Consider the following 21,289-nt stretch of genomic DNA (forward strand, 5'->3'; position numbering starts at 1 on the left):
TCAGTAGGATTTAATCGAATTAAGCTAAATGAACAACAGAATTGATACTAAAGTTACAAAGGTTTGATCAATTCAGGACAAAGAATATGCCGCTCAAATATAAACTAGGCTTGCTGTTTATAGCCATTGGTTTGATCCCTGCTATTTTTAGCAGTTTCATCGTCGAGCAAATTGCAGCTAAAGCCCTAAAAACACAAGCTCATGAACAGCTATCTGGGCTCTGGAAAATCAAACAAGTACAGTTAAAAAATTACTTCGATAATAAGCAGAATGATCTTGCCGTACTTAGTAGCCTATTGAGTAATCTACAAAAAGAAAACCAAGGTCAAAGTGCACAAGAGTACATCAACCGCTATCATGCGTTACTTGAAATTTTTATACTCAAGAAACATTACTACGACTTACTCCTCATTGATCAGCAAGGCCTAGTTTTTTATTCGGTCACAAAAGAAGCCGACTACCAGACAAATATGCGCAACGGGCCCTATAGCACCTCTGGCTTAGCACAGGTTTTTAATAAGGCCACCCAACAGAAAAGCTTTCAGATTGTCGATTTTGCACCCTATAACCCAAGCAATAATGAGCCAGCCTCTTTTATTGCAACTCAAGTTACACTTAACAATCAACCATATGTGCTAGCGCTACAGCTTTCTATTGATGAAATAAATAGCATCATGCAGCTGCGTGAAGGACTAGGCGACACGGGAGAAACCTACCTAGTCGGCCCAGATAATTTAATGCGATCCGATTCTTTCCTCGATCCTACAAACCGCAGCATTAAAGCGTCATTTGCTGGAACCGTTGCCAACAATGGCGTTAACACCGCAGCAACCCAAGCCAGCTTTCGCGGAGAGCAAGGTTTCGCGGTGATCCAAGATTACAATCAAAACGCGGTTTTATCTGCTTATGGAGATGTGCGTTTTGGTGAAATCCAATGGGCTTTATTAGCCGAGATCGATGAAGCAGAAGCGATGGCTGCTGTAGCCAAACTTACCAACAGTACCTATTACATTATGGGCCTATCAAGCCTAATTATTTTATTGGTTGCTTGGTTAACCACACGCAGCATTACTCGGCCACTGGGCGGCGAGCCCAGTGATATGTTGCACTTAACTAGCAATATATCCAATGGCGATCTCACTTATAATTTTACCTTTAATCCGCAAGATAGCAGTGTTTACTCCGGCCTAGGAAAAATGCAGCAAAACCTGTCTGACTTACTCAGTAAAATAGCTATCGCCAGTAAAACAATGTCAGAAAAAGCCGAAGAAACATCAGTGGTATCAAATCAAACTCGAATTTCAGCAGCAGAACAAACTAAAGAAATTGAGATGATGGCTACTGCAATGGAAGAAATGAATGCGGCAGCCAATGAGATCAATCATCATGCTAATTTGGCCGCAGAAGAAATTAGCGATATCAACCGCCATCTCAACGATGTCGATCAAGCGATTAATGACACACTAGCCTCAATGGCTGACTCCTTAAAACTAAATACCGATACAGCTGATGATATGGAACATCTCAATTTGCACAGCCAAAAAATTGGCCAAGTACTAGAAGTGATCCAAACCATCGCTGAACAAACTAACCTACTTGCGCTAAATGCCGCCATTGAAGCGGCCAGAGCCGGCGAGCAAGGACGGGGCTTTTCTGTGGTGGCCGATGAAGTGAGAGAGTTAGCGAAAAAAGTACAGATTTCCACTAAAGATATCGAAGTGGTCATTGGCGAGTTAAACAACCAAGCATCCAGTGTATCGAACTCAATGCGCGCCAGTGCCAGCCAGTCAGAGCACACCTTTAGTAAAGCCAAAGAAATGCAGCTGGCATTAAGTGAAGTGGCGAAAACCATGAACCAAATTAATGAGCATGCCATGCAAACCGCCGTCGCTGCCGAGCAGCAATCGCAAGTCACCGCCGATATTGCCCGTAGCATCAGCAATATTGGCGTTGCGGCAGAGCAAAGTAGTCAAGGCGCACTACAAACATCTGAAGCCAGTAGTAATTTAGCGCAACTTGCCGGTGAGCTGGAAAGCGTCACCCAGCTGTTTAAATTAAAGCAACCCCATTCCGCACGGGTCAGCACTTAATTCCCGTTGAGATACGATATAACCGCAACTTCAAAATGCGAGCTTCACAACATTTGAAGCTGTATGGATAGGTGATGAGCCAAGGAGCGTCATAAGCCAACTTTTAAGATCAATAGGTTACGTAACTTTAGCAACCATACGATGACATAAAATGTAACCATAGAGTGACATAACGAGAGCTAATTTCACTCTACATAGTGCTAAATTTGATACAACTAAATAAACAACTATGCCACTGCATGGTTTATTTATGTCAAACTATGGTTTCAGTTACACTCAATGGCGAAAAATGCATCGCCAGCGCGGTGTCTAGCATACGATTCGCAAACCCCCATTCATTGTCACACCAAACCAATGTTTTCAATAAATTACCGTTACTTACGCGAGTTTGAGTGCCATCAATAATGGCACTGTGAGAGTCATGATTAAAGTCAACGGAGACCAGCTCAGCTTCGCTATAATCAACAATGCCTTTATAAAACGAGCTGGTTTGCTGCTGCAACAGCTGATTTACCGCGTTAACGTCTACTTGTGTTTTTAAGCTAACACTCAGATCCATCGCGGTGACATTTATAGTAGGCACCCGCACTGCAATCGCTTCAAATTTATCGGCAAACTCAGGCAGAATACGCTCAATTCCCCTAGCTAGCTTGGTATTAACAGGAATAATTGAACTACTGGCAGCACGTGCGAGACGCAAATCAGAGTGGTAAGCATCAATTACTTGCTGGTCGTTCATTGCCGAATGAATAGTAGTGATAGTGCCTGACTCAATGCCAAAGGCTTGATGCAGTAAATTGATCACTGGCACAATACAGTTTGTGGTACACGAGCCATTAGACACGATGCGGTCGGCTTGGGTTAAGCTTTGATGATTCACGCCATAAATAATGGTGTGATCTAAGTCTGCCGCCCCAGGATGTGAAAATAACACCTTGCCTGCCCCCGCATGAATGTGCGCTAAACCATCGGCGCGGCTGCCAAATTTACCAGTACAATCGAGCACAATATCAACGTCTAAATCGTGCCATGGTAGTAGCTGAATATCGGCTTGGTGAAAGATAGCTATCGAATGTTCTGCAACATAAAGATGTTGTTGATCAAAGTCGACTGACTGCTCAAAACGGCCATGGCTGGAGTCATATTGCAGCAAATGAGCCATCGCTGCTGGTGTAGCCAATTCATTTATCGCGACGATTTGAACTTGCTGGGTATAATTATTTTCATATAACGCCCTTAATACACTACGTCCAATACGACCAAAACCATTTATCGCTATTTTTAACATTCCCCTACCTTAACTAATCAAACGCAACTCGCCAGCACACCTTACTTAATCTACTTGTCACAATAAAGTGTGAACTTTGTCTATATCAATTATTGTGTGTATATTGAATAATCAGCGCGGTTTATTTTTACTTTACCTTTTAGGTGCTTATTTATTGTTTTACTTAGTCAGGTTCACTCAATTCACCTTGCTAGTTTGTTGCTTTATTAGCAGCTCGGCTAGCTATGCTAATGATTTAAAACTGACACCTGAAGAAGAAGCATTTCTGACCGAACACCCAGTGATCCGAGTGTCGAACGAAACCGACTGGCCCCCTTTAGATTTTGTGGATAATCAAACTCCGGCAGGCTATTCCATTGATTATCTAGATATCATCGCCGATAAAATTGGAGTTAAGTTCGACTACGTTAATGGTTATAGCTGGTTTCAATTACTGGAACAAGCCAAAGCGAAAGAAATCGATTTAATGCATGTGGTGGCCGATTTACCTGAGCGGCAAGATTTTTTATTGTTTAGCAAGCCTTATTTTGAGCTTCACTCCGTCATTGTTACCTCCCCAAATAACGCTCATCTATCTCATTTAGCCGCACTACAAGATAGAACCTTAGCGGTTATTTCGGGCTATTACTCCACTAAATTTATTGCTAAACACTACCCCAATATTAAGCTGCTTAACGTCGCCTCTCCGGTGGAAGCTTTACGCGCAGTGGCTACCAATAAAGCTGATGCATACATTGATAATTTAGCCACGGTCAACTACCTAATCGAAAAGCATTTACTGGCAAGCTTAGTTGTCGCGGGCAGCGTTGATGTTTCTGAAGGTAAAGCCGAGACCCTACACATAGGGGTGCGTAAAGATTGGCCGTTACTCCATAGCATCATCAATAAAGCGATGGCCGAGATAAAAGAAAGTGAACTGATCGCGTTAAGAAAAAAATGGCTCGGTGAATTCGATAAGCTATCCCAAGCAAACGCCCTTAATTTAACCCAAGTAGAGCAAGACTATTTAAGCACATTAGGTATTCTTTCATTATGTGCAGATCCCGACTGGATGCCCTACGATAAAATTGATGAGCAAGGCCGACATCAGGGACTTTTTGCCGACTATATTCAATTGATCAGTAAACGCTTAAAGCTGGATATCCTTCTTAAACCAACAGATAGCTGGCAAGCAACACTTGATGAAGCTCAAGCAGGCAATTGCGACCTTATTTCAGGTATTATTAATACGCCACAACGCCAGCACTACCTTAATTTTAGCCAGCCATTTCTTAGCTCCCCCGTTGCTATCATTAGCCAAAGTGATAACCCCTATTTCACCTTAGAGCAGCTCAATGGTAAAACATTGGCACTCGTTGAAGGCTACTCGGATGAGGCAGAAATCACCAGAAGTTACCCCGAAATAAACATAAAACGCTATAAAGATGTGAGCGCAGGATTGGTAGCAGCCGCTACTGGCGAAGTAGATGCTACTTTAGGCACGTTGTTTGTTAGCCTGTATCACATCCAAGCGCAAGGTTTAGCAAACTTACGCTTGCACGGCTTTACTCCATTCAATAACCACTTCAGCGTCGGTATTGGCCACAAAGACCCTATACTAACGAGCATTATAAACAAAGCGCTAATCAATATAGCACCAGAGGAACACATAGCCCTACGTAAACAGTGGCTTAGTACCAATGATGCGCAACACAACTCGCAGCTGATTGAGAACAGCTTAAAAGCGGGTTTAGATATTGAGTTTAATAACGAGCTATTTACCTTAGAGCAGCAAGCTTATCTAAGCCATAAGCCTTGGATTACCATGTGTGTTGACCCAGACTGGGCTCCCTTTGAATGGATAGATCAACAGCAACAACATCAAGGTATCGTGGCTGATACTATCAAGCTTTATGAAGCAAAGCTTGGCAAGCAATTTAAGTTGATACCCTCGCGCAACTGGACGCAAACATTAGCCAAAGCAAGACAACGAGAATGTGACATCATTTCAGCTGCCGCTAAAACACCAAGTAGAGTTAAATACTTAGATTTTGGCGAAGCGTTTATGAAGCTACCAGTAGTGGTGGTAACCCGTGAGCTGCCCTACTTTATTGGTAACCTAGGGCAGATAGAGGGGGAGCCAATTGGGGTTGTTGCTGGTTACTCGCTTATTGAGTTAGTAAAAGAAAAGTACCCTAGGGCTAACATTGTTGAGGTCCGTAATGTGGAGAAAGGCATTGAGATGGTCTCCAGTGGCGAACTTTTCGCTTTCTTGGATACTGTGGCCTCGGTAAGCCATGTAATTCAACAAGGTAAAATCAGTAATGTAAAGATCAACGGAGCCACAGGCTTAGAGTGGTCTATTGGCGTCGCCACCCGTAATGATGAACCACTGCTGCGCGAGATATTTGATATCGCAACTCGCGATATCAAACCCACTGAGCACGACGAAATATTTAATCGATGGATTAATATTAAATACCTATATGAAGGCGACTATCGCAAGCTGTGGCCTATTGCACTCTCATTATTCGCTTTACTGAGCTTATTCATCTACTGGAACCGCAAGCTAAGCGCCTTAAACAGAAAAATAAACAACTACTTGGATATCATTGACCACCATGTACTCAATTTAAAAATTGATACCAATCAAAATATTATTGATGTCAGCGATGCCTTTTGCCAAACCATAGGTATCGCCAAATATAAACTGTTAAACAGTGACTTCAGGTTGTTATACGACAACGTCAATTCAGAAGAAACAGAAGACAGCTTTTTTAACGCCATACAGCAGCAGCAACATTGGCAAGGTGAATTCAGCTACCGTTATAAGAATAATCAAAAGCTCACTACCCAAACCTTTCTCTCACCACTCAAACGAGGTCATCAAGTGATCGGTTTCAGTGTTATCCAGCAAGACATTACTGACAAAAAACGCATTGAAAACATCACTCGCATTGATGAACTCACAGGTTTATTTAACCGCCGTCATTTCAATGAGATTTTTCCAAAGGAGTTAGCCAGAGCTAAGCGAGATAATAAGCTGTTTGGATTTATGATCATCGATGTTGATAATTTCAAAGCCTTTAATGACACTTATGGCCACCCGAAAGGAGATCAAGTATTGATCGACTTGGCGAAAGCACTAAAAAGCAATCTTCACCGTGCCTGTGATTATGTTTTTCGCCTTGGCGGCGAAGAGTTTGCCGTGATTGTGTCTGGAGCCGTTCTCGATAGCGACATATCCGACATTGCCTATCGCCTAAAGGAATCTGTTGAAGCATTGCAAATTACCCATGTTCGTAACCAACCTTACGATATTATTACTATCTCCGTCGGAGTAAATATTGTTCATTTTGATCAAGATATTGACCAAGAAACTATTTACCAACAAGCCGATGACGCCCTTTATCAAGCCAAGGGCCACAATCGTAACTGCGTGCTGCTAGCCAAATAAAACAAAAACTATCAAAAAATAAAAAGTAATAGTTAAAAACTATCAATACTATTGTTCTAAACCATTTCTAAGTTTCACTAGGTTACCCCATACTTAACCCATCAAAACGACAAACCTTTTATAAACAACAAGGAATACGACATGTTAGACAATAAAGAAGGCCAATCAGTACCTCAAGTTACATTCCATACTCGCGCTAACGATGCTTGGGTTGACGTAACTACTGACGAAATTTTCAAAGGCAAAACAGTGGCAGTGTTCGCACTACCAGGTGCATTTACGCCAACTTGTTCATCAACGCATTTACCACGCTACAACGAGCTAGCGGGCGTATTAAAAGAAAATGGCGTTGACGAAATCGTATGTATTAGCGTTAACGACACATTCGTCATGAACGCATGGTTAGCCGACCAAGAGGCTGAAAACATCCGTGTTATTCCAGACGGCAACGGTGAATTCAGCGCTGGCATGGGCATGCTTGTTGATAAAGATGACCTTGGCTTCGGTAAGCGCAGCTGGCGTTACTCGATGCTGGTTAAAGACGGCATCATCGACAAAATGTTTATCGAGCCAAATGAGCCTGGCGACCCGTTCAAGGTGTCAGACGCTGATACTATGCTGAACTACATTAATGCCGATGCCAAAGCGCCAGAAGCCATCAGCGTTATCACTAAGCCAGGTTGTCCTTTCTGTGCTAAGGCTAAGGCACAATTAAAAGAAAAAGGCTTAGTATTTGAAGAGATTGTATTGGGTAAAGATGCTAGCAGCATCACCCTAAAAGCCATCAGTGGCCGCACCACAGTGCCACAAGTGTTTATCGCGGGTAAACACATAGGTGGGAGTGATGAGCTAGCGACTTACTTCGCTTAATCAGCAACACTTAGGGCGGTAAACCCGCCCTTTACTAATCCAGTTTTTTTCCCTGATTTTATTTAATCAGCAGTGAATTCAGGCAAACAAATTCCACTTATGAGGTTGTTATGAAAATTAAACAGTTAGATGTAGCTATAATCGGTGGTGGCACAGCAGGGTTAGCGGCCTATCGCGCAGCCAAAGAGTCAACAGATTCAGTAGCCATTATTGAAGGCGGCCCATTTGGCACAACCTGTGCGCGGGTAGGCTGCATGCCAAGTAAACTATTGATTGCCGCAGCAGAAAATGCCCATCAATATGAAAAATCTGCCGCTTTTGGTGTTCACTTAGGCAAGCCAAATATTAACGGTAAAGAAGCAATGAAACGTGTACGCGATGAACGCGACCGCTTTGTTGGCTTTGTACTGGAATCCGTTGATAGCATTCCCGAGTCAGATAAAATTCAAGGTTACGCTAAGTTTGTCGACGACAACACCTTACAAGTAGGTGATGACTTACAAATTAAAGCAAAACGCATTGTTATCGCGACAGGCTCTCGCCCTAGCTGGCCGGCCCCTTGGAATGATTTGGGCGATCGTTTAGTGGTAAATGATGACGTATTCAATTGGGACGATTTACCTGAGTCGGTGGCCGTGTTTGGTCCAGGTGTGATTGGCTTAGAGCTAGGCCAAGCATTACATCGCTTAGGCGTGAAAGTGATCATGTTTGGTGTTGGTGGCCAAGTGGGCCCATTAACCGATCCCGATGTGATGGCTTACGCCTATAAAACCTTTGCCGATGAGTTCTACTTAGATGCTGATGCTAACGTTTCAACAGTGCAGCGTGAAGGCGACAAGGTTTATATTAAATACACAGATAAGCAAGGGGTCGAGCAAGAAACCTTAGTGGATTACCTAGTTGCAGCCACGGGCCGTCGCCCTAATGTAGATAAAATAGGCCTGGATCAGCTCGACATTCAACTAGATGAAAAAGGCGTGCCGCTTGCTGATAAATACACCATGCAAACCTCGATACCGAACATTTTTATCGCAGGCGATTCCAGCAATCAAATTCCATTGCTACATGAAGCCGCCGATCAAGGCAAAATTGCTGGCTACAATGCCGGTGTTTTTCCAGATATTCGCGCCGGCCTTCGTCGCACGCCAATTGCTGCCGTGTTTAGTGACCCACAAATTGCTATGGTCGGTGAAAGCTACCGTGAGATTGAAAAGCGCCTTGGCAGTTGTGGCTGCTTTACCACCGGTGAAGTGAGCTTTGAAAACCAAGGCCGTAGCCGCGTGATGTTAATAAACAAAGGCCTATTAAAAGTGTATGGCGAAAACGGTACAGGGCGTTTTTTAGGAGCGGAAATGACCGGACCTAATGCCGAACATTTAGCACACTTACTGGCTTGGGCTCATCAAAATAAAATGACCGTGGCACAAATGCTCGATATGCCTTTCTACCACCCAGTAATAGAAGAAGGCGTAAGAACGGCATTACGTGACCTCAACTCGAAATTACATTTGGGACCAGAAATGACGCAAATGTGTATGGAATGTGGCCCAGGCTGTTAGCCCGTATATACCCTTGCTACTTGAAGCTGCAACGGAGTTGGCTAAGCTCGTTCACCTCAATCACATAGTTTATCTATGCTCATGGGAGTTGCTCACTTGCCGCCTACCTGCAACTCCAAGTAGTTTGGATATAGTTATTGCTACACAAAGCTTCGTCACGCTGACGGAGCTTTTTATTATCTAAACTGCTGAAACTTGTTCTACCTCATCAAAACACTTTCCATTGGTTGACAGAGAGCCAAATACCCTGAAAATATGACGTTAATTTTATTTATTATTCACAGGTATCCGTGGCAATGAAAATTTATCAATTTGGGCTGTTATTTGCAGCGCTTTCTCTCACAGCATGCGGTGGCGGAGATCCGATTAATTTATCAGGTAAGCCTGTTGATGGCGGCAATCCAACTCCCCCCATCGAGCCAACGGCCGAATTAAAAGTAGCGATATCCAGTAGCCCCCATGCCAGCACGTTAGTAAAGTGTGTTAAAGCACAAACCCGCGCGGACTCATGCTCCCTTAACGAGCTGTCGTTTATTTATAACGAGAACCCCAATCCGACGATTGATGACATAATGAATCGCCTAGTCGTGTCTGATGATTGGATGATTAACCGTTTTCGCGATATGTTAACGGATAACAATATGCCTAATACCATCATGCCACTATTCCAAAGTGTGCGCGCCATTGTAATTAGCTCTGATATTCGTCCATCTTATTTTACTCCCTACTCAGGCGCTATCTATCTTGATCCAGACTATTTATGGTTAACCAATGCCGAAAAAGCCACTATTAAGAAAGAGGATGATTATCGCGCAGCATATGCGAAAAAATTCCAATTCTTAACCACCGGGCGTTTTGTTTTTAACAATACAACTATCTCTGCGCCAGGCTCATTAAGTGATAAAACGGAGCGTAGTTTAGGTGCGGCGCTACCTGAGTTTGCGGGATTACTATTTCATGAGTTAGCCCATGCCCGTGATATTTATCATGACTCTTTTATGGTTACTTTGACCCCCTCCGATAAAAAGTTGTCAGAAATTTATCATGACCGCGACACTCCCCAAATGAGTGACCAAGTATTTGTTAGCACCTATAAACTAACCAATTCCGATATGCAGGCAATCTCTCTCAATCTCTACGGTGGGGAAGAATCTAAAGATAAAGATCAGCAAGCAAGAATATTAACCTACACCGCAGCAGAGGTCGGTTCGTTACTTGAGCGAGAAGGGGCTAATGACCAATACGCCTACTACAAAACCGAAGAAGATTTTGCCATGCTATTTGAAGAAAGTATGATGAAAAAACACTTTAATGTTGATCGTGATGTTGCGTATTTAGAGGTTCCTGACATCACCGACCCTAAATGTGATGATTACATTATCGGTTGGGGTCAACGCAATCGTATTGCAGCAAGTGAAGTGCGCCCACGCGCACTGGCCGTAGTGAAAAAAGCACTAGCCAATGCCAGTGGTACTGACTTAGTAGAAGTAGAAGATTTTTTCAATCGCTTAGGCTCGCCGACCACCTTGCCATTAATTGGCTACTGCTCGGCCATTAATCCAAATAGCCGCAGTCTAAGCAACAGCGACTATGACCCAATGCAAGATATTATTCGCTACTAAGTGGAACACTTTAACAATGAGCCCAACAGGGTTTAACTAAATTATGCGGCCTTAGTTGGCCGCTTAATTTTTCTCAAATCTCGATAATCAAAGGGATCAATAAATACATTTTCAATCAACGCGCCAGCTGTTATCACTGCTTCTTTGGTTGCTCGAACCATTGTCGGCTCACCAAACAAAAATACCTTAAACGCCTGTAAATGGGCAAAGCGCGACAAAGCTAATTGTGCCATATTACCTTGATAATAGCCTGCTGGTAGCTCATCCCTAACCCGAGTCTGATCATCAATACAGGCTCGATAATGAAAATTATCGACCGCTTCATCCATGGTCATTAACTGCTCATGAAAATACAGACCATCAAGGTTATGACTGCCATGGTAAAGGTACACTTGTCCCTTAAAGCCAGAATCAAGAGCATCTCTAATGACACCTAAAGCGGGAGCCAAAGCACAATCATTGGCCACCAGTAAGATGTTCATGTTATTGGGGGTAGTGCGATAAAAAGAACGACCATAAGGCCCTTGAATTTCCAAACAGTCGCCTACTTGAGCCTCATCAAATAGCCAATTACTAAGGGTACCGTTTTTCATTCGTTCAATATGAAATTCCAATGCACCTGCTCGTGAAGGCAGGCTAGCAATGGAATAACTGCGCGTTTCGCCGTCATCACGACGAATATTCAAAAACTGCCCTGCATGGTAATAAATAGGATTGGCAGGCTCAATCTCTAACAAACACACCTTATTGTTGAGTAGACGTTTTTGCGTTATCACCGCTCGCCCGAGAAAATCTGCACGCTTACCAGAAGTGACTTCAATATCTGTATCGCAAAATGCACAACAGGTTTTAAAATAGTCTTGCATTGCCAGCGCCTCTCTTAAACCCTGTTGAGCTTCACTATCTACTTCTCCAGATATTTTTTGGAGAATACAGCTTTGGCAAATGCCCGTTCTGCAAGAATGAGGGATCTTTAACCCAGCAGCTAGCAGGTTATCCAATACAGAATGACTAGGATCGAGCGGATAGGTCTGGCCGTTAAAGATTATTTTTTTCATCGGAAACCTTAAGCAACAACATCACTCCAATCAGCTTTTAAATAGCAAACCGAGCAGTATGAATGCGTACATTCCTTTATTCAGTTGTGACTTAAGGTATAGGGGATAAACTCGCCTTGAGCGAGACAAAAAAGTCAAATTAATAACAAAAAGCCACCCTATTTTAAGGTGGCTTGACGTCTTTTTTAAGCTTACTCGCAAATTCAGAGGCTTATCTCAGTTCGTAAACAGAGGTCGAACCACTAACTTCATTGCCTATAATTAGCAATGGTTTGCCAGTTGGGCTATCACCTTTGCTAACAAACGCCATGCCTTCTGGCCCAACATCGCCCGCCGCTTCTTTTGTTGGATTCTTAGTGAAGTCACGGTTAAGGGTATAGCTAACAAATTTTGCTTCTGCTGGCGTGGTAATATCGTAAATCATAAAGCCACCAACACGCTCCAACCCAATAAAGGCATAAGTGCGGCCATCAATTTCACCTAACGTCAGTGCTTCAGGCTCCGGTCCTTTGGCGCTTGAGCGGTCATTTTTCTTATGATTTTGCGCGCGGTCATTACTGGCGTTGAAGTTTTCACCCACACGCTCGGCAGTAATACGCTCAAAGTCGCTGCCTGAGTCGAACACTTGCTTACCATCTGCAGTCCAAATTGAAAACGAACGGGCGCCGTAAGAGTAGAAAGTGTCGTATTGGCCTTGGCTATTTTTACCTAAGGTATTAGTGATCTTTAAACGACCTAACTGCTCTTCTCCTGTCATTTTGGCTAGCTCAGGGCTAAACTGTGCTTTGCCAACTAAGTCTTCAACGCGAACTTCTTCATTGAATGATAAACAACCGTCATCTTCATCCCAGTCCAATCCGCCTTGGGCTTCACATTCTTCTTTAGTGGCATCAAAGAAATATTCACGCGCATCACCTTCGTTAGCGGTCACCACAAAGTGCTGACCATTAACGGTGTAGCTGGCCACGGAATCGGGTTGATACATCCCCACCACATGCGGCCAAGGCTGGATATTGATTTTGGCTTTACCGTTCGCAAGAACCGTACCTTTGATTGACTCAATATTATCGCGATCATTCAAGTCTAGGGCATTTTCTGCTTGGCTATAATCTTTGTAGCCTAAGCTAATCAGTTGCTTGATTTTGCCGTTGGCTACATCAACCACCGCTAATCCATTGTTTTCTTGCAGTGAGACAAAAGCCGTGCTGCTGTCTTTGGTCACCGAAATATATTCAGGCTCAAGATCTTGCGCCAAGCTCGATGCCACACCTTTCATGCTTTTACCGTACACATTTAAATCAGCTGGTACTTCAGCAGCACGCTTACCGCCTTGATTAAAGTCAGTAAAGGCCAGCTCAAGGGCTTCACTTGGCTGACCATTATTAACTTTAATCAACGATATAGAGCCTTCAGGATCGACATTATAATCACCAGACGGTTCTCCCTCATTAGCCACTAAAGCGGCTTTGCCATCTGGGGTAAAGGTGATCATATCGGGTAAAAAACCCACTCTAACAGCTTTGATAAAAGTGATTTTCTTATCGCTGCCAATTTTATAAAACGCCGCATAACCACGACCTTGACGCTTATTGCCCTTACCGTCACCTGCTTCAATCGCAACTGCGAGTAAGTCGCCTGAAACAGCCACACTGTTTGCAGCGCCTGCCAATTTATTAGCCACATCATGCTTAACATCTAATGTAGCCACTTTAGGTAGATTGTTTAAGGTCAGCTCATCAGCCACTTTAGCTTGGCTCGATAACTTGCTGGCATCAAATACATCAATTGCACCGCTTTGTGCATTGACCACAAAAATTTGTTGGCTGAGCTTGTCAAAGCTAACAATTTCAGCAGCGCTAGCATCAAACACACCAGAAGCGTGACGTGCTATTAGTGCTGGCTTAGGCGCGGAGTCAAGAGAAACTTCAGTGGGAGCTGCCGCCGTTGCTTGAAATGCCAAAACCAGGCTGCTAGCTAATAATGTTGTGGTGCCCTTAAAGTTCATGGTTTTCCTTTTTATAGTGATAATAATAATAAAATAGCGCTAATGCTAAGGAAAACAGTTTACATTAAGTTTCACTTTTTGTGACAGTAATGTGACAAAAAACCGAGCAATCTTAGCTAGATCTGCTCGGTTTTAGATGTTTAAGAAGAGAAAATATTATTTAATAAATTCAAACGCATCACCGTACAGATGCGCCTCTTCAATACCTTGTTGGCGGAAGTCTTCACGTGCTGCGCCTGACATTTCAAAGCGGCCAGCAATATAAACGTCATAACCTTCTAAACTGACAAAGTCTTCAAGAACGGCTTTATGTACTAGGCCGGTTTTGCCACCTGCAACTGCGCCATTTTCTACTACAGGGATATAGGTCAGATGTTCATGTTGCGCTGCTAATGCTGCTAGCTCTTGATGATAATAAAGGTGCTCTGGCTGCTGCGCGCCCCAATAAATAAACATCGGCTGTTTATTGGCGGTGGTTAGGCTGTATTCCAAAATTGATTTAGCGTAAGAAAAGCCTGTGCCACCGGCAATTAAGATTGCTGGACGTGTAGATTCTTCTCGGTAGTAAGCTTTACCTGCCGCAATTTCTACTGTTAGCTCACCTGTTTGTTTTACTTTTTCAATCACTTCCATCGCATAAGGGTTATGCTCAGAGGCACCGATGTGCAACTCAATTAAGCCAGTTGTTGGGCTGTTAGCAATTGAAAAAGGGCGTTTGTCCTTTTCACCCATCACCACTGTCAAATATTGGCCTGCAATAAATTCAGCTGGCTCAGTGGTTTTTAATACCAGCTTATAAACAAAGTCAGTGAACTGTGACAGTTCTACTAATTTACAACTATATGATTTCATAACATTTCCTAAAGCTTAAAGCTTTATTTCTAAATCCGTTAATGGCTTAGCCAAACAGGCATAAGTCCAGCCTTTGGCTTGCTCTGCATCTGTTAGCCAAGGCTCCATGGCACCGTATTCCACCTCGCCCTTAGTGCGTTGGCACAAACAACTTTGACAGCCGCCCGTGCGACAACGATAGGGAAACGGGATCTGCTGGCGAATGGCCGCCGCTAAGATGGTTTCATGTTCGTTGATATCAAATTCTACCCCATCAGGCAGCAATCTGGCTTTAAACATTTAACAATCTCATAAAATTAATCACGCTTTAACGGCGTGTCGATTTCTAACTCATGCCAGATGTCGTCAATGCGCTTTGTGACTTTCGGGTCCATGACGATGGGCTCACCCCATTCTCGATTGGTTTCACCCGGCCATTTGTTAGTGGCATCTAAGCCCATTTTTGAACCTAGGCCAGACACAGGTGAGGCGAAATCAAGATAATCAATCGGCGTATGATCAATAAGCGTGGTATCGCGCGTCGGATCCATCCGCGTGGTAATTGCCCAAATCACATCGTTCCAATCACGAGCGTTGACATCATCATCACAAACAATCACAAACTTAGTGTACATAAACTGACGTAAGAATGACCAAACGCCTAGCATCACTCGCTTAGCATGACCAGGATATTGCTTCTTAACTGTCACTATCGCCATGCGATATGAGCAACCTTCAGGCGGTAAATAAAAGTCCACAATTTCAGGAAATTGCTTTTGAATAATAGGAACAAACACCTCATTCAATGCCACCCCTAAAATTGCCGGCTCATCGGGCGGACGACCGGTGTAGGTGCTGTGATAAATCGGATTTTCTCGCATCGTGATATGGGTAACGGTAAAGACCGGGAACTCATCCACTTCATTGTAATAACCCGTATGATCGCCATAGGGCCCTTCTGGCGCCATTTCGTCAGGGTATAAGTATCCTTCTAGCACTATCTCAGCACTGGCGGGAACCTCTAGATCATTTGAAATACTTTTAACTACTTCGGTGCGGCCTCCGCGCAATAAGCCTGCAAAAGCATATTCACTCAAGGTATCAGGCACTGGTGTAACCGCACCTAGGATGGTGGCAGGATCGGCACCTAAAGCCACTGAAACAGGGTAAGGCTGACCGGGGTTTTGCTGCTGAAATTCACGAAAATCCAGCGCCCCACCACGATGGGACAACCAACGCATAATCAGTTTGTTCTTACCTAATACTTGCTGACGGTAGATACCTAAGTTTTGACGTTTTTTATTTGGTCCTCGGGTAATGGTTAAACCCCATGTCACCAAGGGTGCCACGTCGCCAGGCCAACAGCGCATCACAGGTATTTTGGTTAAATCAACATCGTCGCCCGTTAATACGATTTGTTGGCAAGGTGCTTTAGAGAGCTTTTTCACCGGCATGTTAAGCACTTGCTTAAAAATTGGGATTTTCTCCCATAGCTCTCTTAGCCCTTTTGGTGGCTCTGGCTCTTTTAAATAAGACAACCAAGTGCCGACATCACGCAATGCGGTAACATCTTTTTGCCCCATGCCCAAGGCAACCCGCTCAGTGGTGCCAAATAAATTCGCCAATACAGGCATATCGTAACCAATTGGGTTCTCAAACAATAATGCTGGGCCGCCTCCTTTTAACGTACGATCCGCTATTTCAGTCATCTCAAGATTAGGGTCGATTGGCTGGCTGATCCGCTTCAATAGGCCTTGTTGCTCTAATAAAGCAATAAAATCACGTAAGTCTTTATATTTCATATGGGGCAAACCTGTTTGTCAGAGACGGGTATTATACCCAATCCACTTGAAGATGCATGTTTCAGAGCGCCGCCGTGTTTTCAGTACTAAGCAAGCTAATGCAGCAACCTAGGCCTTCAAGGTGCGAACGGAGAAACATTCATCATGCTTTGAGATAAGCAGCCTAATACGATTCAACGGCGTAAATAGTCTGCTTTACTTGAAAAGAAAAAGCTGGCGACTAGCGCTGTGGTACAGGGCCATAGTTTTTGCGGATTTCATCTAGTTCAAACAGCTGTTTAATAAGGCGTTTTGCTTCAGGGGAAGTATTGAGAAATAAACTAAGCCAGGCATTTTGGGTATCAGTATTGGCGGGGTCGCCCTCGGTCACTAACTGCACCAGACGAGACAAAATATTATGATCGGTGAGTTGCGCCAACACTTGTGCCGCTACTTCACCCATGTCTTCACTGGATAAAGCCGCCATCAAATACGATTCCGCCTGGGGAGGCATCGGCTTTAACTCTGCCATTAATTGCCAAGCATGCTCTGTTAACTCTTCGTTTTGCGCTGCAATCCAAAGCAACTCAAATGCATGCTCCGAAGGATAATTATGTTTAACCCACCAAGCGGCTTTCATACTGTGTTGATCAACAGGACGTTGCCAAAGGCGCCGATAAAAAGCCTCACTGCCATTTAACATCGCAATATTGGCTATCACTAAATTGTCAGGAAAAAATACATGTTTGCTCTCAAGCTCTCGCTCTAACCATTGTAGGCGCTTTGGGTTTTGCATTGGCAACACTTTCACCAGCGACTCTTGTTGGTCTTCAATGTAGGGGTTATTACTGTTAAAAATGGCCTTCACGTCCAGCAAGCCTTGACTTAACTGACGTTTAAACTCTAAATGCTGGTTTTTGACTCGCCAGCCACGCAGCGCAGCCCGAGCCAGTGCGGGATAATCGAACGCAGGCTCGCTAACAATAAAATCTTCGTTACGTTTTTCGAGTAATACGTGCGGCCGAGATTGCGACAGCTCGACTAGCCAATTACGAATTTTCTCGTCGATATGGTCTGTCACCATCGCTTGTTGGCAGATAAGCAAGAGTAGGTATTCGTATTGCGCGCGAGGTAGGGTAATTAAGTTAGCATTTACTGTGTCTAAATCACCTTGCAGTAACAAAGGCAATAGAGAATTAAAGCGATCTTTCAGTTGATAGCTTTGTTCAATTAAAGCAACGTGACGCTCATCAATGACAAAGGTCTCGTCGTTATTGTCGGTGAAGTTGCTGGATTGAGCAATTACGGGGAAGCTAAACAACCAGACCGTCAGCCGCATCCATTTGGCGAAGGCCATTAAACACATCCTACTTTGGCATTTACCATTTGAGTGTGCGCTTAAAATAAACGAATTACAAATTTTGGCCGCAGTTAAAAAGCCATTTTAGAAGGGAGGTCACAAAGGTAACCTCCCTATTAACGATTACGATTTCTGACGCTTCATCGCATCAAAGAATTCATCGTTAGATTTAGTCATCGAAAGCTTATCGATTAAGAATTCCATCGCATCAATGTCACCCATAGGATGAACAATTTTACGTAATATCCACATTTTCTGAAGTTCATCAGCAGTGGTCAGTAATTCTTCACGACGCGTGCCACTGCGAGTAATATCAATGGCAGGATAAACGCGTTTTTCAGCAATCTTACGGTTCAGATGTAACTCTAGGTTACCAGTACCTTTAAACTCTTCGTAGATAACTTCATCCATTTTAGAGCCCGTGTCGATCAAGGCTGTTGCAATGATAGTTAAGCTACCGCCTTCTTCAACATTACGCGCCGCACCAAAGAAACGCTTGGGACGATGTAATGCATTGGCGTCAACACCACCAGTTAATACCTTGCCAGAGCTAGGAATAACGGTGTTATATGCACGAGCCAAACGCGTTACTGAGTCAAGTAAGATGATCACATCTTTTTTGTGCTCAACCAGACGTTTAGCCTTTTCAATAACCATTTCAGCCACTTGCACGTGACGACTAGCAGGCTCATCAAAGGTAGAAGCAACCACTTCACCGCGCACTAGGCGTTGCATTTCCGTTACTTCTTCAGGACGTTCGTCAATTAAAAGCACCATTAACACAGCGTCAGGGTGGTTAAAAGCAATGCTCTGCGCAATATTTTGCAGCAACATGGTTTTACCCGCTTTTGGCGGTGCAACCACTAAGCCACGCTGACCTTTACCGATAGGCGATGCCAAATCAAGAATACGAGCGGTAATGTCTTCGGTACTGCCGTTACCACGCTCCATACGCAAACGCGCATTGGGGTGAATTGGCGTTAAGTTTTCAAATAATACCTTGTTACGGGCATTTTCAGGCTTGTCGTAGTTTACTTCGTTAATTTTTAACAGAGCAAAGTAACGCTCACCTTCTTTAGGTGGTCTGATTTTTCCTGCTACCGTATCACCGGTACGCAGATTAAAACGGCGAATTTGGCTTGGAGAAACATAGATATCATCTGGGCCAGCAAGATAAGAGCTGTCTGCACTACGCAAAAAGCCAAAACCGTCTTGCAAGATTTCTAACACACCGTCGCCAAAAATGTCTTCGCCACTTTTTGCATGCGCTTTGAGAATCGAGAAAATAATGTCTTGTTTACGTAAACGAGCTAGGTTTTCTAGCCCCATCGATTCACCAAGTTTAATTAACTCAGGTACGGGGGTATGTTTTAAGTCGGTAAGATTCATAGTTGTGGGGTTTTCAATGTGAGAAACTTGAATTAAGGGGTTAATAAACAGGTTATTGCGTATGAGAATAGCTGTTTGGAATTTTTCTAACGCTGAATAAATTAGCACTAAAACGGCAATGCGTCTACTAATTCACCAAAAATAGGGGGCACCGCGTGCCCCATATCACACTAAAAACACTATTAAGCGCATATAAAACAAGCTACTAAAGTGTTTAAAGCAGGCCTAATAAGCCTTAGATATTTTGCTCAAGAAACTCTTTTAACTGAGTTTTTGATAGTGCGCCTACTTTTGTTGCCGCTACCGCACCATCTTTAAATAATAACAACGTGGGGATACCACGAATACCAAACTTAGGTGGAGTTGCGCTGTTTTGGTCAATGTTTAATTTACCAACAGTCAGTTTGCCTTCGTACTCAGTGGCAATCTCGTCTAAGATCGGCGCGATCATTTTACATGGGCCACACCACTCTGCCCAAAAGTCAACCAATACCGGTCCGTTGGCATTTACAACATCTGCATCAAAACTTGCGTCTGTCAGTTGAACTATCTTGTCACTCATTTCTTACTCCAAAAAAATTTAGCTTCTGATGGATTTTTATCCACAAAGAGTCGTCTTATTTGAATAGATCCTGTTTCTTATTGCAAGCTTTACCTGATATGCTAACGCACATGAGCAAAACACACTTAACAGAACAGAAATTTTCAGACTTTGCATTACGCGCTGAAGTTATTTCTGGATTAGAAGCTAAAGGCTTCCACAATTGCACCCCGATTCAGGCGCTTAGCCTGCCTGTACTACTTGAAGGCAAAGATATTGCCGGACAAGCACAAACAGGCACCGGCAAAACAATCGCTTTTTTATCGGCCGTTTTCCATCACCTGTTAGAAAACCCTGCAGCAGAGGGCCGTAAACAAAATCAGCCGCGCGCGATTATTATGGCTCCCACCCGTGAACTTGCAGTACAAATTCACAATGATGCAGTATCAATGGCAAAAACCTGCAACCTCAGCATGGGGTTAATTTATGGTGGAGAAGGCTACGAAAGCCAACGCCAACAACTTGAAGCAGGTGTGGATGTGCTAATTGGCACCACTGGCCGTATTATTGATTATTTCAAACAAGGCGTTTTCTCTCTCAACGCAATCCAATGTGTTGTATTAGATGAAGCCGATCGTATGTTTGATTTAGGTTTCATTAAAGATATTCGTTATTTGTTCCGTCGCATGCCGGATCCTAAACAACGATTAAACATGCTGTTCTCTGCCACGCTGTCTTTCCGTGTGCAAGAACTGGCTTTTGAGCACATGAACGATCCCATTCATGTGCAAGTAGAAGCGGAGCAAATGACTGGCACGCGGATTAAACAGGAACTTTTCCGCCCGTCAAATGATCAAAAAATGCGTTTATTTATGACGTTAGTCGAAGAAGAATGGCCCGATAAAGCCATCGTTTTTGCTAATACTAAATATAAATGCGAACTGGTTTGGGGCCAACTTTCTGCCGATGGCCATCGTGCGGGACTACTCACTGGCGATGTCCCACAGAAAAAACGCTTAAAAATTCTGGACCAATTCACCAAAGGTGAACTGGACTTTTTAGTGGCAACAGACGTGGCAGCACGCGGCTTACACATTCCATCTGTGACTCACGTATTTAATTATGATCTTCCAGATGATGCAGAAGACTACGTGCACCGTATTGGTCGTACTGGAAGAGCCGGTGAAAGTGGTCTTGCTATTAGTTTAGCCTGTGAAGAATACATCTTTAACTTACCAGCCATTGAGGAATACATTAAAACTGAAATTCCGGTCAGTGAGTTTGATGAAGATGCACTGATTGACGATCTGCCTCCTCCATTGCGTATTCATAAAGTAAAATCACCTAATACGCAAAAATTTAGAGACAAGTCAGGCAACAGATCGCACAATCATCGCAGAAAACCATAAGGTAAACCTAAGGCCTAAACCCTGAGTTTGCCCATTGCTGGCTTATAAGC

At 43.6% G+C, this 21,289-nt stretch carries 15 protein-coding genes; 6 read left to right on the forward strand and 9 right to left on the reverse strand.

The window, feature by feature from the left end; translation table 11 throughout:
* Nucleotides 1-86 precede the first annotated feature (86 nt).
* Nucleotides 87-2,090, forward strand: coding sequence for a methyl-accepting chemotaxis protein (locus Q4519_RS10740; RefSeq protein ID WP_303512100.1), 2,004 nt, complete (start codon nucleotides 87-89; stop codon nucleotides 2,088-2,090).
* A gap of 253 nt (nucleotides 2,091-2,343) precedes the next feature.
* On the opposite strand, the gene epd is transcribed toward Q4519_RS10740, so the two are convergent.
* A complete protein-coding gene (epd, locus tag Q4519_RS10745) occupies nucleotides 2,344-3,378 on the reverse strand; it encodes an erythrose-4-phosphate dehydrogenase (protein WP_303512102.1) in 1,035 nt (344 codons plus the stop codon).
* A 76-nt stretch (nucleotides 3,379-3,454) separates the two neighbouring features.
* Between epd and Q4519_RS10750 the strand changes: the two genes are divergently transcribed.
* The 4 genes from Q4519_RS10750 (at nucleotide 3,455) to Q4519_RS10765 (ending at nucleotide 10,865) form a co-directional block, all read left to right on the forward strand.
* Nucleotides 3,455-6,814, forward strand: coding sequence for a transporter substrate-binding domain-containing protein (locus Q4519_RS10750; protein ID WP_303512104.1), 3,360 nt, complete (start codon nucleotides 3,455-3,457; stop codon nucleotides 6,812-6,814).
* 141 nt (nucleotides 6,815-6,955) lie between these two features.
* Nucleotides 6,956-7,684, forward strand: coding sequence for a glutathione peroxidase (locus Q4519_RS10755; RefSeq protein WP_303512106.1), 729 nt, complete (start codon nucleotides 6,956-6,958; stop codon nucleotides 7,682-7,684).
* Nucleotides 7,685-7,794: 110 nt separating this feature from the next.
* Nucleotides 7,795-9,243, forward strand: coding sequence for a dihydrolipoyl dehydrogenase (locus Q4519_RS10760; RefSeq protein WP_303512108.1), 1,449 nt, complete (start codon nucleotides 7,795-7,797; stop codon nucleotides 9,241-9,243).
* A gap of 296 nt (nucleotides 9,244-9,539) precedes the next feature.
* Complete coding sequence (locus Q4519_RS10765; RefSeq protein ID WP_303512110.1) at nucleotides 9,540-10,865, forward strand: hypothetical protein; 1,326 nt, start codon at nucleotides 9,540-9,542, stop codon at nucleotides 10,863-10,865.
* Nucleotides 10,866-10,906: 41 nt separating this feature from the next.
* On the opposite strand, the gene Q4519_RS10770 is transcribed toward Q4519_RS10765, so the two are convergent.
* The 8 genes from Q4519_RS10770 to trxA form a co-directional block, all read right to left on the reverse strand.
* The gene (locus Q4519_RS10770) at nucleotides 10,907-11,923 is read right to left on the reverse strand and encodes a 2Fe-2S iron-sulfur cluster binding domain-containing protein (RefSeq protein ID WP_303512112.1); all 1,017 of its coding nucleotides are present in this window, start codon (nucleotides 11,921-11,923) and stop codon (nucleotides 10,907-10,909) included.
* A gap of 211 nt (nucleotides 11,924-12,134) precedes the next feature.
* Nucleotides 12,135-13,928 (reverse strand): choice-of-anchor I family protein, encoded by a 1,794-nt coding sequence (locus Q4519_RS10775; RefSeq protein WP_303512114.1) that lies wholly within the window; start codon nucleotides 13,926-13,928, stop codon nucleotides 12,135-12,137.
* A 156-nt stretch (nucleotides 13,929-14,084) separates the two neighbouring features.
* A complete protein-coding gene (gene fre / locus Q4519_RS10780; RefSeq protein ID WP_232801570.1) occupies nucleotides 14,085-14,780 on the reverse strand; it encodes an NAD(P)H-flavin reductase in 696 nt (231 codons plus the stop codon).
* A gap of 15 nt (nucleotides 14,781-14,795) precedes the next feature.
* Nucleotides 14,796-15,059, reverse strand: coding sequence for a 2Fe-2S iron-sulfur cluster-binding protein (locus Q4519_RS10785; protein ID WP_232801569.1), 264 nt, complete (start codon nucleotides 15,057-15,059; stop codon nucleotides 14,796-14,798).
* Nucleotides 15,060-15,076: 17 nt separating this feature from the next.
* A complete protein-coding gene (gene ubiD / locus Q4519_RS10790; RefSeq protein ID WP_303512119.1) occupies nucleotides 15,077-16,561 on the reverse strand; it encodes a 4-hydroxy-3-polyprenylbenzoate decarboxylase in 1,485 nt (494 codons plus the stop codon).
* 220 nt (nucleotides 16,562-16,781) lie between these two features.
* Nucleotides 16,782-17,897: a hypothetical protein gene (locus tag Q4519_RS10795; RefSeq protein ID WP_232801567.1), complete on the reverse strand. Its 1,116-nt coding sequence runs from the start codon at nucleotides 17,895-17,897 to the stop codon at nucleotides 16,782-16,784.
* 126 nt (nucleotides 17,898-18,023) lie between these two features.
* Entirely contained in the window at nucleotides 18,024-19,289 is a 1,266-nt protein-coding gene (rho, locus tag Q4519_RS10800) for a transcription termination factor Rho (protein ID WP_232801566.1), read from the reverse strand.
* 235 nt (nucleotides 19,290-19,524) lie between these two features.
* Nucleotides 19,525-19,851, reverse strand: a complete 327-nt coding sequence (gene trxA, locus Q4519_RS10805) for a thioredoxin TrxA (RefSeq protein ID WP_232801565.1) — start codon at nucleotides 19,849-19,851, stop codon at nucleotides 19,525-19,527.
* Nucleotides 19,852-19,961: 110 nt separating this feature from the next.
* Between trxA and rhlB the strand changes: the two genes are divergently transcribed.
* On the forward strand, nucleotides 19,962-21,239 hold the full coding sequence (gene rhlB / locus Q4519_RS10810) for an ATP-dependent RNA helicase RhlB (RefSeq protein ID WP_232801564.1): 1,278 nt from the start codon (nucleotides 19,962-19,964) through the stop codon (nucleotides 21,237-21,239).
* Nucleotides 21,240-21,289: the final 50 nt, after the last annotated feature.

Origin of the sequence: Motilimonas sp. 1_MG-2023, from assembly GCF_030547455.1 — a bacterium.
Lineage (GTDB): Bacteria > Pseudomonadota > Gammaproteobacteria > Enterobacterales > CBDFNC01 > Motilimonas.